At 54.1% G+C, this 13033-nt stretch carries 15 protein-coding genes; 10 read left to right on the forward strand and 5 right to left on the reverse strand.

The features are described 5' to 3' along the window. Window positions 1-76: 76 nt before the first annotated feature. A complete protein-coding gene (locus AC2FIM_RS07070) occupies window positions 77-1348 on the reverse strand; it encodes an imelysin family protein (protein ID WP_496676335.1) in 1272 nt (423 codons plus the stop codon). 237 nt (window positions 1349-1585) lie between these two features. On the opposite strand from AC2FIM_RS07070, the gene AC2FIM_RS07075 reads away from it, so the two are divergent. Beyond that, window positions 1586-2119 carry a ZrgA family zinc uptake protein gene (locus AC2FIM_RS07075; protein WP_496731845.1) on the forward strand — a complete coding sequence of 178 codons (534 nt, stop codon included), beginning with the start codon at window positions 1586-1588 and terminating at the stop codon, window positions 2117-2119. 57 nt (window positions 2120-2176) lie between these two features. Here AC2FIM_RS07075 and AC2FIM_RS07080 read toward each other — a convergent pair whose 3' ends face one another. From AC2FIM_RS07080 to AC2FIM_RS07095, 4 genes are all read right to left on the reverse strand, one after another. Further along, window positions 2177-2749: a bacteriocin fulvocin C-related protein gene (locus tag AC2FIM_RS07080; protein ID WP_142635834.1), complete on the reverse strand. Its 573-nt coding sequence runs from the start codon at window positions 2747-2749 to the stop codon at window positions 2177-2179. A 249-nt stretch (window positions 2750-2998) separates the two neighbouring features. Further along, complete coding sequence (locus AC2FIM_RS07085; RefSeq protein ID WP_496676328.1) at window positions 2999-4060, reverse strand: YeeE/YedE family protein; 1062 nt, start codon at window positions 4058-4060, stop codon at window positions 2999-3001. Between the two features lie 41 nt (window positions 4061-4101). Further along, window positions 4102-4410 carry an ArsR/SmtB family transcription factor gene (locus tag AC2FIM_RS07090; RefSeq protein WP_142635976.1) on the reverse strand — a complete coding sequence of 103 codons (309 nt, stop codon included), beginning with the start codon at window positions 4408-4410 and terminating at the stop codon, window positions 4102-4104. Between the two features lie 100 nt (window positions 4411-4510). After that, window positions 4511-4885, reverse strand: coding sequence for a hypothetical protein (locus AC2FIM_RS07095; protein ID WP_496676325.1), 375 nt, complete (start codon window positions 4883-4885; stop codon window positions 4511-4513). A gap of 80 nt (window positions 4886-4965) precedes the next feature. On the opposite strand from AC2FIM_RS07095, the gene AC2FIM_RS07100 reads away from it, so the two are divergent. The 9 genes from AC2FIM_RS07100 (at window position 4966) to AC2FIM_RS07140 (ending at window position 13031) form a co-directional block, all read left to right on the forward strand. Then, on the forward strand, window positions 4966-5706 hold the full coding sequence (locus AC2FIM_RS07100; RefSeq protein WP_496707958.1) for a cytochrome c biogenesis CcdA family protein: 741 nt from the start codon (window positions 4966-4968) through the stop codon (window positions 5704-5706). A 14-nt stretch (window positions 5707-5720) separates the two neighbouring features. After that, window positions 5721-6299 carry a thioredoxin family protein gene (locus AC2FIM_RS07105; RefSeq protein WP_271948175.1) on the forward strand — a complete coding sequence of 193 codons (579 nt, stop codon included), beginning with the start codon at window positions 5721-5723 and terminating at the stop codon, window positions 6297-6299. A gap of 131 nt (window positions 6300-6430) precedes the next feature. Further along, window positions 6431-6907 carry a sulfur oxidation c-type cytochrome SoxX gene (soxX, locus tag AC2FIM_RS07110; RefSeq protein WP_142635844.1) on the forward strand — a complete coding sequence of 159 codons (477 nt, stop codon included), beginning with the start codon at window positions 6431-6433 and terminating at the stop codon, window positions 6905-6907. A 46-nt stretch (window positions 6908-6953) separates the two neighbouring features. Then, on the forward strand, window positions 6954-7370 hold the full coding sequence (soxY, locus tag AC2FIM_RS07115; RefSeq protein WP_142635846.1) for a thiosulfate oxidation carrier protein SoxY: 417 nt from the start codon (window positions 6954-6956) through the stop codon (window positions 7368-7370). 34 nt (window positions 7371-7404) lie between these two features. Beyond that, window positions 7405-7734: a thiosulfate oxidation carrier complex protein SoxZ gene (gene soxZ / locus AC2FIM_RS07120; protein ID WP_142635848.1), complete on the forward strand. Its 330-nt coding sequence runs from the start codon at window positions 7405-7407 to the stop codon at window positions 7732-7734. A gap of 70 nt (window positions 7735-7804) precedes the next feature. After that, window positions 7805-8650: a sulfur oxidation c-type cytochrome SoxA gene (gene soxA / locus AC2FIM_RS07125; RefSeq protein WP_496676316.1), complete on the forward strand. Its 846-nt coding sequence runs from the start codon at window positions 7805-7807 to the stop codon at window positions 8648-8650. Window positions 8651-8737: 87 nt separating this feature from the next. Beyond that, entirely contained in the window at window positions 8738-10435 is a 1698-nt protein-coding gene (gene soxB, locus AC2FIM_RS07130; protein ID WP_496676314.1) for a thiosulfohydrolase SoxB, read from the forward strand. A 24-nt stretch (window positions 10436-10459) separates the two neighbouring features. Next, the gene (soxC, locus tag AC2FIM_RS07135; protein ID WP_496676312.1) at window positions 10460-11722 is read left to right on the forward strand and encodes a sulfite dehydrogenase; all 1263 of its coding nucleotides are present in this window, start codon (window positions 10460-10462) and stop codon (window positions 11720-11722) included. Next, complete coding sequence (locus tag AC2FIM_RS07140; RefSeq protein WP_496707957.1) at window positions 11706-13031, forward strand: c-type cytochrome; 1326 nt, start codon at window positions 11706-11708, stop codon at window positions 13029-13031. The genes soxC and AC2FIM_RS07140 overlap by 17 nt, the downstream gene beginning before the upstream one ends. Window positions 13032-13033: the final 2 nt, after the last annotated feature.

Below are 13033 nucleotides of genomic sequence, written 5' to 3' on the forward strand. Positions count from 1 at the left end.
GTGTCCTGCGGCATACTGTCAATTAGCCGAAAATAAGTTGGGGGCGGGATAGTCCTCCGCCCCCGAACCGCTAGGTTTACTGGAAAACAGCCGTCGGGTTGTCCAGGCTTTCAGAACCTTCGAACTCAATCTGATCGACGTCCAGAATGGTGACGATCCGCTCGATTGTCTTGGTCTGGTCCACCAGCCCGTTCACACCGCCCATGATCAAAACTTCGCCACCTTCATTGCCGCGTTCCAGCATCTGGTCATAGGCGAACCCGGCCTCGGCTGTGGATTTGATCCGACCCAGCGCCTGCATTGTGTTGGCCAGCTTCAGCTTCATCTCGGCGTCCAGAGATGGGTCGGAGGCAATCACCAAGTCCGAAAGCGATGCGCCGCTGACAGGAGTTCCGTCGATGCGGGTATAGTTGCCCAAATAGACGTTCTGAATGCCAAGACCATCATAGTAGTGGCTGTTATGCGTGTTGTCCGAGAAGCAGTCATGCTCTTCCTCGGGATCGTTCAACATCAAGCCAAGACGCATCCGCTCACCGGCCTGCTCACCATAGGACAGCGAGCCCATTCCGGTGAGGATCGCGCTTATTCCTGCGCTCTCATTTTCGGTCAGGGCGGTTCGTGCCGCACCTCCGTCCTGCCACTGGGTCGCCATCCATTCCAATTCGGTGACCAGCAGTTCAGTCACGGCCTCAAGGTACTGGGCGCGACGGTCACAGTTGCCGCCGGTGCAGGCATCACCTTGGGCATAGTCCGTCCATGGGCGGCTACCCGCGCCTTCACCGTGGCCGTTCAGGTCCTGGCCCCACAACAGGAACTCAATCGCGTGGTAACCAGTGGCGACGTTGGCCTCGATCCCGTCTGCCTCGTGCAAAGTGCCCGACAGCAGTTCCGGGGTGATGTCGTTGGCATCGATTGGTTCGCCTGAAAGTTCAAAGCTTGGGTTGGCGATGACGTTCAATGCGGCGAACTCATTCTCGTCGCTCGGGCCGCCGTAGGTTGTTTCTACATAGTCGATCAAGCCCTCATCCAGGGGCCATGCGTTCACTTTACCTTCCCAATCATCAACGATCGCATTTCCGAACCGATAAACCTCGGTCTGCTGATAAGGGACGCGGGCCGCAATCCAAGCGGAACGGGCGGCATTCAGTGTTGCGTCGTTTGGTTCGGAAATCAGCTCGGTCACGGCGCGCTGCAGCGATTTGGCTGCAATCAGGCTGTCATCGTACTTCGCCTCGGCGATATTGGCGTAGGTATTCAGAACATCTGCTTTCGAGGGGGTCTCGGTTGCAAAAGCAGATGTGGCGGTCATCAGAGCCACGGCGCTTGTCAGGATCAGGGGGGTATTCATTGGGGGGTAGTCTTTCTTGTCAGATAACAATGGGTTCGCGCGATGCGACGCTCGACCAAATAACTGATAGAAATAGTCAACTAAGTCAACCTGAGTTTTATAGTCAGGTAAATTGTGAGCGAAAATAGCTCATTCCTACCCAATTCTAGTGGGCTTTGGTGTATCGTGACGCGATTGCTCGAATGTTTTTTCAGTTTAGAGTCGCTTAGTTGATTCTTTTCAGATGGTTCCATGGTCATGAAGTTCTTAGTGTTTGTATTAACGCTTTTCCCGGTAAACGCGTTGCCTCAGTCCCAGGTTGCAAATCAGCACGAGCATGGGCAGGGACGATTGGCGGTTTCCTTTTCGGAAGCCGGGATTTCAATTTCCCTTGTGGTTCCTGGTCTTGACGTCCTGGGGTTCGAAGGCCCAGCGGAAACCGAAGGCGATCAGGCCTCGGTCGCCGGAGCCATTTCCGAATTGTCCAACCCCCTTGATCTGTTCAGTTTGCCTGAAGAGGCGGGGTGTTTCACTGTCTCGGCCAATGTCACGCTGTCTGGTGAAGGGTTGGGACCGGTCGTAGACAACGGATCAAATGTGCATACCGAATTCAGGGCAGACTATCAGATGCAGTGCCAGGACATGACGCATCTGGACCACGTCAACTTTCCTTATTTTGACCGCTTTCAACGTGCTGAGTCTCTGATTGTTCAGATCAACAAATCCGGGAAGGTTGATCGTCACACCGTGACGCGCGACGCGCCTGATTTAGACCTCAACACAGGCCTGTAATTCGGCAAAGAAAGCAATAGCTTTGCTGTCAGAATAGGTAGAGCTTTCCTGCGTTCTTCAGCACCAGTTCCCAGTGCAAAGGCCATCGCATGTCTGAAGCCACAGGACCCCGCATCCAACGTTAGTCTTCTTGCACCCACCGGCAAGACATTCCTGCATTGCCCCACAATCATTGTGCCACCACATACAGGATCTCGAAGACGAACATGTGCAGGTAGGCGGCGCGCCTTTGGCAATTTCGATAATCGGGCTTTCGCAAGCATTGTCGCCGAGTTGCTGCGTATATTTATGAAACACCGAGTGATCTGGAAAAACCTTCTCGATCACGGGCGACAACTCCTCAAGACGAGAAGTGGCCGTATGGTTCGCTTTGTCTTCGGAGTAGCAGTCAGGATTGAGTAAATCCTGTAGCTCGGAAAGTAACCGGCACTGAGACCTGTCAGACAGTGCCGCAATGCCTTCACTAAGCCGGTCTTGCCACACTGCCGCCTGAACAGTGGCGGGAAGGCAGTCAAAAATTGACTTCTGTTCGGCGATGTTCAAAGCCGACAAGCCGATCCGAAATTTTGAGATAGATGATACGGGATTGTACATAGTAGCCCCCTTTTCTAAGGGGCCATCATAACACATTTTTCGTTTGCGCGTTTGTCACGACCTTCTGAGGGCGCAGAGAACAGGCTGAAGCAAGGGCTCGATAAGCCTTGGTATGTCCTTAGAAGCGAGATCGAGGACAAAGTCGGAAAGAGAGCGTTTTGGCTTGCTTTTGTGATGGCAGAGTCGCCAGCACCATCACAAATTAACCGGGTTTCTTTAGGTCTTGGTGCAGCGCATCAGCTGCACCGGTGCAAACCCGGATTCCCGCTGATTTGAACTGTGAACTCAACGCTCAGTTATGAAGGACAATCCAGACACGAGCTGTCTCAATCCAAGTGCTGCGCCTGCAAAGATTGCAGCGAATGTTACGGGCGCGCTGTAGGCCAGAAGTGAGAATGCAGATATGCCTTGACCGACGCTGCAACCAACCGCGATGATCGCACCTGGACCCATAATCGCAGCGCCCAGCATTTGCCGCTTGAGTTCACGTGGATCTTCGCATGCTTCCCATCGGAAATGGCCCTTAGACCACGACCCCAGAAACGCGCCAATGAGAACGCCGGAGACTGATCCGACCGCAAAGGACAAAGTGTTTCCGGACGCAGTCATAAGGTAGAAAATAGTGTCACCCAGGGGTGCCGCGAAGGTATGGGTTTGCACCGGCTCACCATCGAAACCATGTGTCGCAACCCAATTCGTGCCAAGCCAGCCCGAAACGATTGCCAGTCCAACTACAGACCCCCAAAACACCTGTGCCGGAGTGCGGCGGAAGCGATGGCTTGCCAAAGCAAAAAACACCAAAGCCACACCGATAACAGAGCCAACGCGCCAAGCTGGAATAGAGGTCAACCGTTCGGCAAGAAAGCTAATGCTCTGGGGGCCATTGAGATCCATTTCCTCTGGAAAGATCCATACCCGCAGATAGGCGAGGGGTCCGGACATTACGACGTAAGCGGAAAGACCCATGATCAAAACAATTACGAATGATCGAAGGTCACCACCTCCCAGCCTTGCCAGCGCGCCATAGCCGCAGTTACCGCAGATGGCCATTCCGTACCCGAACATGAGGCCCCCCACGATCGAACCGAGGGGGTTCCAGGTCTGTGCAAGATACCTTGTTCCGACAGGGTCAAGTCCCCCCAATGCCATAGCTGTGTGGCTGCCGACAATCGCAACACCGATTGCCATTGCCCACATGCGCAGCCGCCGGTCATCATCTGCGTAAAGGTAGTCTTCGATTGCACCCAACGTGCAAAAACGGCCGATGCGTGCGGCCAATCCCAATACGATGCCACCAATCAAACCGATCAGAGCAACGGTATTTGTGTCTCCCAATGCTTCGAGCATTGCCAGTCTCCTCCCAAAGCTGGCGGCTTTCTGACCGGCTTCTACTTCTCCCTGCAGAAAAGGTCGTAAACGACTTCCAGGATTTGGGTCGAACGATCATCAGCCAATCTGTAGTAGATCGTTTTCCCCTCGCGTCGTGTCTTCACCAAGCCCTCGAAGCGTAAGCGGGAGAGTTGTTGAGATACCGCGGCTTGACGCGCTGAGAGCATTTCCTCCATCTGCGTGACCGATTTTTCCCCTGACGACAGATAACACAAAATCATCAGGCGCCCCTCATGGCTGATTGCCTTGAGGAAATTTGACGCGGTCTGAGCATTCTCCATCATTCTGTCCATGTCTTCGGCGCACATGTCCTTGGAGAACACAGGCAGGTTCGAAGATTTGTCCAACAAGATCGCCTCGCTTTCATGGCTTCACGCATTCAAAACAGTTTATGTAATATACCGCAGTTTATCCAGAGGTCTCAATTAGTATCCCAGCGTCACGCAGTAAAACGCCCAACACACCCCAGAAAAAATCTTCACCGGGATAGCCTTCGATTCGTCCGACCTCTCGGCCATTGTCCAACAGAACAAAGGTTGGTGTGTAGTAGAGAGGCCGTTCCAATGTGATGTCGTCAGGCATGGCTGCGTGGATATCGACACGCCGAAGCGGTGCGGCATTTCCTTCAGGTGTCTTAGTGTAGATTTCTGAAATTTCGGAGTCCCAGCGGGCGCACCACATGCACCCATCTTCTTCTGCCATCAGAAGTGTCATTTCGGCCCGTAAAGCCACGGGAAAAACAAGCAACGTGATCGCAAGCAAACGTGGGATTAGGTGGCGCATCCAAAGCTCCGATTGACCGCAGTGACATATCTTTATAATTTTGAATGTGTGAATGATAGCGCGCCAGGACAGGTTTGACCATGCTCGACATTACATTTGCAGGAGCTTTGGTCGCCGGACTTTTGTCCTTTCTGTCGCCCTGCATCCTGCCAATTGTGCCGTTTTACCTCGGTTATCTGGCGGGTGTCGGGATGGAGCAGATTACAGCGACATCCGCCATTTCCAGCGAGGTTCGCCGCCGGGCAACGCTTGCTGCAATCGCATTTGCGGCTGGAATCATAACCATCTTTATGGCTCTCGGGGCCACGGCTTCGATATTTGGTCAGCTGGTACGAGAATACTTCGATATTCTGCGTTGGATTGCTGCAGCCATCATCATAGCGATGGGCCTGCATTTCCTGGGGTTAATTCGCATCGGGTTCCTGTATTGGCAGTTACGTGCAGATATTGGCGAGACATCAAACGTGAGCCTCACTGGGGCATATGTACTTGGATTGGCATTTGCTTTTGGCTGGACGCCCTGTGTTGGGCCGGTGCTCGCTGCAATCCTGTTTACAGCGGCCGGAACCGAAACGGCTTGGCGGGGCGCGGGGCTTCTGTTCGTTTATGGGGTTGGAATGACTGCACCGTTTGTTCTGGCGGCCTTTTTGGTTCGCCCCTTCATGCAATGGATGGTGCGGTTCAGGAAGCACTTGCCGCAGATCGAAATGGCAATGGGGGGGCTGTTGATCCTGTTCGGGGTCCTGATCGCAACCAACTCGATCAATCACATCGCACAATGGATGCTAGACTATATGCCCTGGCTTGCGGCCATAGGTTAATCCGGGAGGAAGACATGAAACGCACTTTGTCAGTTTTGATCGCATGCATGATAGGGGCTGCAGTCTCTGCTGCTGATCTGGGCGACGATGGATTGCATAAAACACCGTGGATGCGTGACACGTTCAAAGATCTTCGCGAGGATCTTGAAGAAGCGTCAGGTGAAGGTAAGCGGTTGGTTTTGTTCATTGAACAACGGGGCTGCATCTACTGTAAAAAGATGCACGAAGAGGTTTTCCCACAGCCCGACATGGCGGCGTTTATCGAAGAGAACTTTTTTGTCGTCCAGCTGGATTTGCATGGAAGCACCACGGCCACTGATTTTGACGGAGAAGAGAATGAGCAGAGAGCGCTGATGCGCAAATGGGGGATTCTGTTTACCCCAACGCTTGTATTTCTGCCGGAAGAGGTGCCCGAGGATGCCTCAGCCATCGATGCTGCCGTTGCTGTAATGCCGGGAGCATTCTCCAAGGGAACAACCTTAGACCTTTTCACCTGGGTCGATCAGAAGCGATATGAACTTGATAATGGCGAAGATTTCCAAAGGTATCACGCGCGGCGCATTCAGGAGCGAAACAATATTTCGCAGGAGTGAGATTGGGCGTTACAGATAAAAAAATTCATTATGATGAATTTGATGTTGCGATAAACCATGTTCGTCGACTACGGTGCACAAAGTCTTTGGGTCGCAAAGCGCCACAGGCGCGGTAGCAAATGGGAGGGATCATGAAGCTGAGACTCTTAACACTGGCATCCGCTATGATGGGCGTTGCCGCATTTGCCGAAGAGACAAGTCCGAAAGACGTACCCTATGACGACTATGGTGCAATCGAGGTCTCTCTGACCGATGTTAATGGGGACGCGGCAAATGGCGCACTCATCGTTGGCGACAAGTCCAAAGGTAATTGCGTGGCCTGCCACGCGGTCTCAGCTTTGGCGGACATTCCGTTCCATGGTGAGGTTGGCCCGATGCTGGATGGCGCCGGTGATCGTTGGACCGAAGCAGAGCTTCGCGGTTTAGTCGCAAACGCGAAAATGACGTTCGAAGGCACGGTAATGCCGGCGTTCTACAAGGATGACGGATATATCCGTCCAGGCGATGCCTATACGGGCAAAGCGCCAACGGCGCCTTTAACGACGATCCTGACTGCACAGGAAATCGAGGACGTGGTCGCGTTTCTAGCGACACTGAAAGAGGAATAATCTCGCCTTCTGGCGTGACTTTTCGAAGATTCAAAGGAGATTGAAAATGGAACTCTCTCGCCGCGAGACTCTGGCCCTTGGGCTGGGCGCCGCGTTCCTGACAATTATGCCGCTACGAGCGAATGCAGCTGCTGAAGATGCGATCTCCGCATTTTCAGGCGGGGCAGATGTGGCTGATGGCGGTGTTACACTGACGGCACCGGAAATCGCGGAAAACGGAAACACCGTACCAATCGAAGTCAGTGCTCCGGGCGCAGCTGCAATTCTGATCGTGGCCGCAGGCAACCCCGAACCGGGCGTGGCAACGTTCAATTTCGGCCCGCTGGCTGCTGAACAAGCCGCTTCAACCCGCATCCGTCTTGCCGGAACGCAGGATGTCATTGCCGTGGCGAAGATGGCAGATGGCAGTTTTGCCAAAGCGTCCGCGACCGTAAAAGTGACAATCGGAGGGTGCGGCGGTTAATCGCCACGCGCCCTGAAGAACAGGAGATTAACCAATGGCATCCGGTGTAAAGCCCCGCGTCAAGGTTCCAAAGACAGCCGCTGCTGGCGAAGCTGTTACGATCAAGACACTGATCAGCCACAAGATGGAAAGCGGCCAGCGCAAGGATAAAGAAGGCAACGTCATCCCGCGTTCGATCATCAACCGTTTCACCTGCGAGTTTAACGGAGAAATGGTGATTGATGTGACTATGGAGCCTGCGATTTCGACAAATCCGTACTTCCAGTTCGAAGCAACCGTGCCCGAGGCCGGTGAGTTTGTCTTCACCTGGTACGATGATGATGGCTCAGTTTACGACGAGAAGAAAACGATCGAGATCGCCTGACGGCTCGACCACTAAGGAAGGCTAGCGCTGGTTGTGATTTCTGGCGCTGGCCCACCAAGGGAGGAACGTAATGAATACCAAGGCACTTACGGCGATCGCGGCTGTTCTGGCTTTCCCAGTGGCAGCAATGGCTGGACCGGACGAAGATAATCTTGTGATCAATGACGAGCTGAATATGACCTCGGTCACCGAGGCCTCGGCGCATCTGGAGAATTTGGACACGATCTATTCGGGTTGGCATTTCCGCACAGATGAAACTCAGGCACTGCAGATTGATGATTTTGACAATCCGGCAATGATCTTCGTCGATCAGGCAGCCGACCTCTATGAGGCAGTTGATGGTGCTGCAGGTGAAAGTTGTGCCTCGTGCCATGATGGAGTGGAAAGCTTCAAAGGACTGCAGGCGTCCATGCCCAAGGTCGATGCTGAAAGCGGCGAGCTGGTGGTTATGGAAGATCTGATCAACAAGTGCCGTACCGATCGCATGGAGGCCGATGCCTGGAAATGGTCTGGTGGTGACATGCAGGGTATGGTCGCATTGATCGGTCTGCAGTCACGCGGGATGCCCATGAACGTTGCTATTGATGGTAATGCCGCGCCATTCTGGCAAGAGGGCAAGGAAATCTATTATACCCGCTACGGTCAGTTGGAACTGAGCTGCGCCAACTGTCATGAAGAAAACTGGGGCAATATGATCCGAGCGGATCACCTGAGCCAGGGGATGATAAATGGATTCCCTACCTATCGTTTGAAGCAGGCCAAACTGATCTCGCGCCACAATCGGTTCCGCGGTTGTATTCGCGATACGCGTGCGGAAACCTTTGCCGAAGGGTCGGACGAGTTCCGGGCACTGGAGCTCTATGTCGCTTCGCGTGGCAACGGGCTTTCAGTCGAAACCCCAGCTGTACGTCAATAACGAATGACCCGCCTGGGCAATGCCCGGAGCGGGTTTTTCACTTATATAACATTCACACATATATATGTGTAAAAGGAAAGCTGATAGATGATTTCTCGACGTGACTTCTTGCAGGTTTCAATGGCGGCCTCGGCTCTGTTCGGAGCGTCCGGGTTTGGCAACTGGGCCAAGCTTGCTGCGCAGCAAAGTCTAACGCAGGATCAACTGCTAGAGTTCGAGACCTTTGGCAATATCAGCCTGATTCATGTCACCGACATTCACGCGCAACTCAAACCAATTTATTTCCGTGAACCCGAAGTCAATCTTGGTATTGGCGATGCAAGAGGACAGATGCCGCATGTTACTGGCGCCGCGTTCCGCAAGGCATACGGGATAGAAGATGGAAGCCCGTCGGCCTATGCGCTGACCTACACCGATTTTGAGTCACTGGCCAAGACCTACGGTCGGGTGGGTGGCTTGGATCGGGTCTCAACTGTCATCAACGCCATTCGAGCGGACCGTCCTGATGCGTTGCTTCTTGACGGGGGTGATACTTGGCACGGTTCTTACACCTGCTATCAGACGGCCGGTCAGGACATGGTCAACGTCATGAATGCGCTGAAACCCGATGCGATGACTTTCCATTGGGAGTTCACGTTGGGCAGTGATCGGGTCAATGAGATTGTCGAAGGTTTGCCTTTTGCCGCCTTGGGGCAGAACATTTTTGATGCGGAATGGGATGAACCCGCAGAGATGTTCAAACCCTACAAGTTCTTTGATCGGGGCGGTTCCAAGATTGCGGTGATCGGACAGGCCTTCCCTTACATGCCGATTGCAAATCCGGGATGGATGTTCCCCGAATACTCGTTCGGGATCCGGGATGAGAACATGCAGGAAATGGTGGACGAAGTTCGCGATGCCGGCGCCGATGTCGTTGTTGTCCTAAGCCATAACGGCTTTGATGTGGATAAGAAGATGGCGGGTCGTGTTCAGGGGATAGACGTTATCCTCAGTGGCCACACCCATGACGCGCTGCCCGAGCCGGTTCTGGTGGGTGAAACGCATATCATCGCCTCTGGATCGAACGGCAAATTCGTCAGCCGTGTAGATCTCGACGTGCGCGATGGGCAGATGATGGGGCTAAAGCACAAGCTTATCCCGATTTTCTCTGATGTTATTGCACCAGATCCTGCGATCACTGCTCTGATAAATGATCAGCGCGCGCCTTATGAGGCGGCGCTGAGTGAGGTGATCGGCAAAACGGACTCGTTGCTGTACCGCCGCGGCAACTTCAACGGCACTTGGGATGACCTGATCTGCGATGCTCTGATCAATGAGCGTGAGGCAGATATCGCAATGTCGCCCGGCGTCCGTTGGGGGCCGTCAATCCTGCCGGGGCAAGAAATAACGCGAGAGGATATTTGGAACGTCACCTCGATGTCCTATCCGAACGCCTATCGCACAGAAATGACCGGGGAGTTCATCCATGTCATCCTGGAAGATGTCGGCGACAATCTGTTCAATCCCGACCCCTATTACCAGCAGGGTGGCGACATGGTCCGCGTTGGCGGGTTGGGTTATCGGATCGACGTAACCAAGCCGCAGGGGCAGAGGATCAGCGACATGACGCTGTTGAAAACCGGTGAGGCGATCGACCCGGCCAAGTCCTATGTCGTGGCCGGTTGGGCCAGCGTCAACGAAGGCACCGAGGGCCCGCCGATTTGGGATGTCGTCGAAAACCATGTTCGCAACCTTGGCACCGTAACGGTGCAAGAGAACACCAGTGTCGAAGTAATCGGCGCTTAAGAAACCGATGGAGACCTAAGAGATATGGATGACGCGTTCAAACCGTCCCGCCGGGCCTTCCTGAAAGGCAGTGCCGCGGTCGCCGCAGGATCCGTTGCAGGTGCGGCAGCGGCAGAAACACCCGACCCACTGATAACAGAGCTTCAGGATTGGGCATCTTATACGGGGGCAGGTGTTGATGAGACGCCTTATGGCATGCCGATCAGCTTTGAATCCCATGTCGTGCGCCGCAATGTGGAATGGCTGACCGCCTCTCCGATTTCGTCGATCAACTTCACGCCGATCCACGCGCTCGATGGCACGATCACTCCGCAGGGATGCGCCTTTGAGCGTCACCATTCAGGTGCGATCGAGCTGCGCAAGGAGGACTACCGCCTGATGATCAACGGGCTGGTTGATCGCCCGCTTGTCTTTACATACGAAGACATTGAGCGGTTCCCGCGCGAAAACCACGTGTATTTCTGCGAATGTGCGGCGAACACGGGTATGGAGTGGGCTGGTGCGCAACTCAACGGCGTCCAATTTACTCATGGCATGATTCACAACATGGAATACACCGGTGTTCCGCTGCGCACGCTGTTGCAGGAAGCAGGTGCCGACATCTCACCTGACAAATGGGTCTATGTTGAGGGCGCAGATGCGTCGTCCAATGGCCGCTCTATCCCGATGGAAAAAGCGCTGGATGACGTGTTGGTTGCATTCAAGGCGAATGGCGAAGCGCTGCGGATGGAGCATGGGTACCCTGTGCGTCTCGTGGTGCCGGGTTGGGAAGGCAACATGTGGGTCAAGTGGCTGCGCCGGATCGAGGTTGTCGATATGGCGGTCGAAAGCCGCGAAGAAACATCAAAATACACTGATGTTTACGTCGATGGCACGGCCCAGAAATGGACTTGGGTGATGGATGCTAAGTCTGTCATCACCTCACCCAGCCCGCAAATGCCGATCAAACACGGACCGGGTCCGCTGGTCATTTCCGGGCTTGCCTGGTCAGGCCACGGACAAATTACACGGGTCGATGTGTCAAAGGACGGTGGGATCACATGGGAGACAGCGCGTCTTGGTAAGCAGGGCGACACCAAGGCTCTTACACGTTTCTATCTCGATACGAACTGGGACGGGGCGCCAATGCTCTTGCAGGCCCGGGCGATAGACGAGACCGGTTATGTGCAGCCAACCAAAGACCAGTTGCGTGAAAAACGCGGAGAAAACTCGGTCTACCACAACAACTGTATCCAGACTTGGTACGTGAGCGCAGAAGGGATCGCCGAGAATGTTGAAGTCTCTTAGTCATGTTTTCCTGCCCGTATTTGGCGGTACGGCGTTGGTGCTTGCGGTAGCTGTGTCTTTCGCGAACCGGAACTACGGCCACTCGAAGATTGAGACATTGGAGACCCGGATAGGGCAGGTTGAGGCGCATGCAGCAGTTGCCCAGGAGAATGCGGAAGCAGAATCCAAACGAGCAGCCGAACTGGAGATCAAAGTCGAAGAAATCCAGGCTGCGGCGGCAGAACGGGTCGCCAATGGTGCGAACTTGACCGCATCCGCGCCCATCCGCGAGAGTAGCCTTGGGCTTGGGCGGTCGGCACTGAAGGAAGAGATCGCGGCCTGGGACGTTGACGTCTTGCCTGATGGGCGTGGCCTACCCGTAGGTTCAGGCGACGTCTGGACCGGAGAAGAGGTGTTTGTGGCCCGCTGTGCGTCGTGCCACGGTGAATTTGCCGAAGGTGCCGATAACTGGCCTGTTCTGGCCGGTGGGTTTGACACGCTTGCAGACGAAGATCCTGTAAAAACCGTTGGGTCATATTGGCCACATTTGTCGACTGCCTGGGATTACATTTCCCGCTCAATGCCCTTTGGTGAAGCGGGCACGCTGGCAGCGGATGAGACCTACGCAATTGTCGCATACATCCTCTACTCCAATGATTTGGTGGATGACGATTTCGAGCTAAACAACGAAAACTTCGCCGAGTTCAAAATGTACAATATGGACGGTTTCGTAGTCGATGTACGACCCGAGACCGAATACACTGAATGGCGCAAAGAGCCTTGCATGGAGAACTGCAAGGCAGAGACCGCCGTCACGATGCGTTCTGTTTTTCTGGTTGAGACTCCCGCGGAGGGTGGTTCGAACTCGGTCATGAATAATGCCAGCCCGGATGAGTTGCCGACGTTTTCGGCAGAAGGCCCCTCGTTCATTCCAACTGCAGCGCCAAAGCCTGATGAAGAGGCCGCAGCCATACCGGCCGCTCAAGAAACCGAAGTGACAGACGAGGTTACAGAACTGGCTGCTGCCGGAGAGAAAGTCTTTAAGAAATGTAAATCCTGCCATCAAATTGGTGAAGGTGCAAAGCACAGCACTGGGCCTGCTCTGAACGGGGTAATCGGAGCTAATGCTGGATCGGTCGAGGGCTTCAAATACTCCAAAGCGATGCAGGCGTCTGCGGAGGCAGGACTAGTCTGGACCGATGAAGAAATGGCTGCCTTTCTTGCGAAGCCCAAGGAATACATGAAAGGCACAAGGATGTCTTTTGCAGGTCTCAGAAAACAGGACGATATCGAAGCTTTGATCATCTATCTAAAGACGTTTGGAAGTTGACG

It is taken from the genome of Ruegeria sp. CDSC052 (assembly GCF_059610685.1).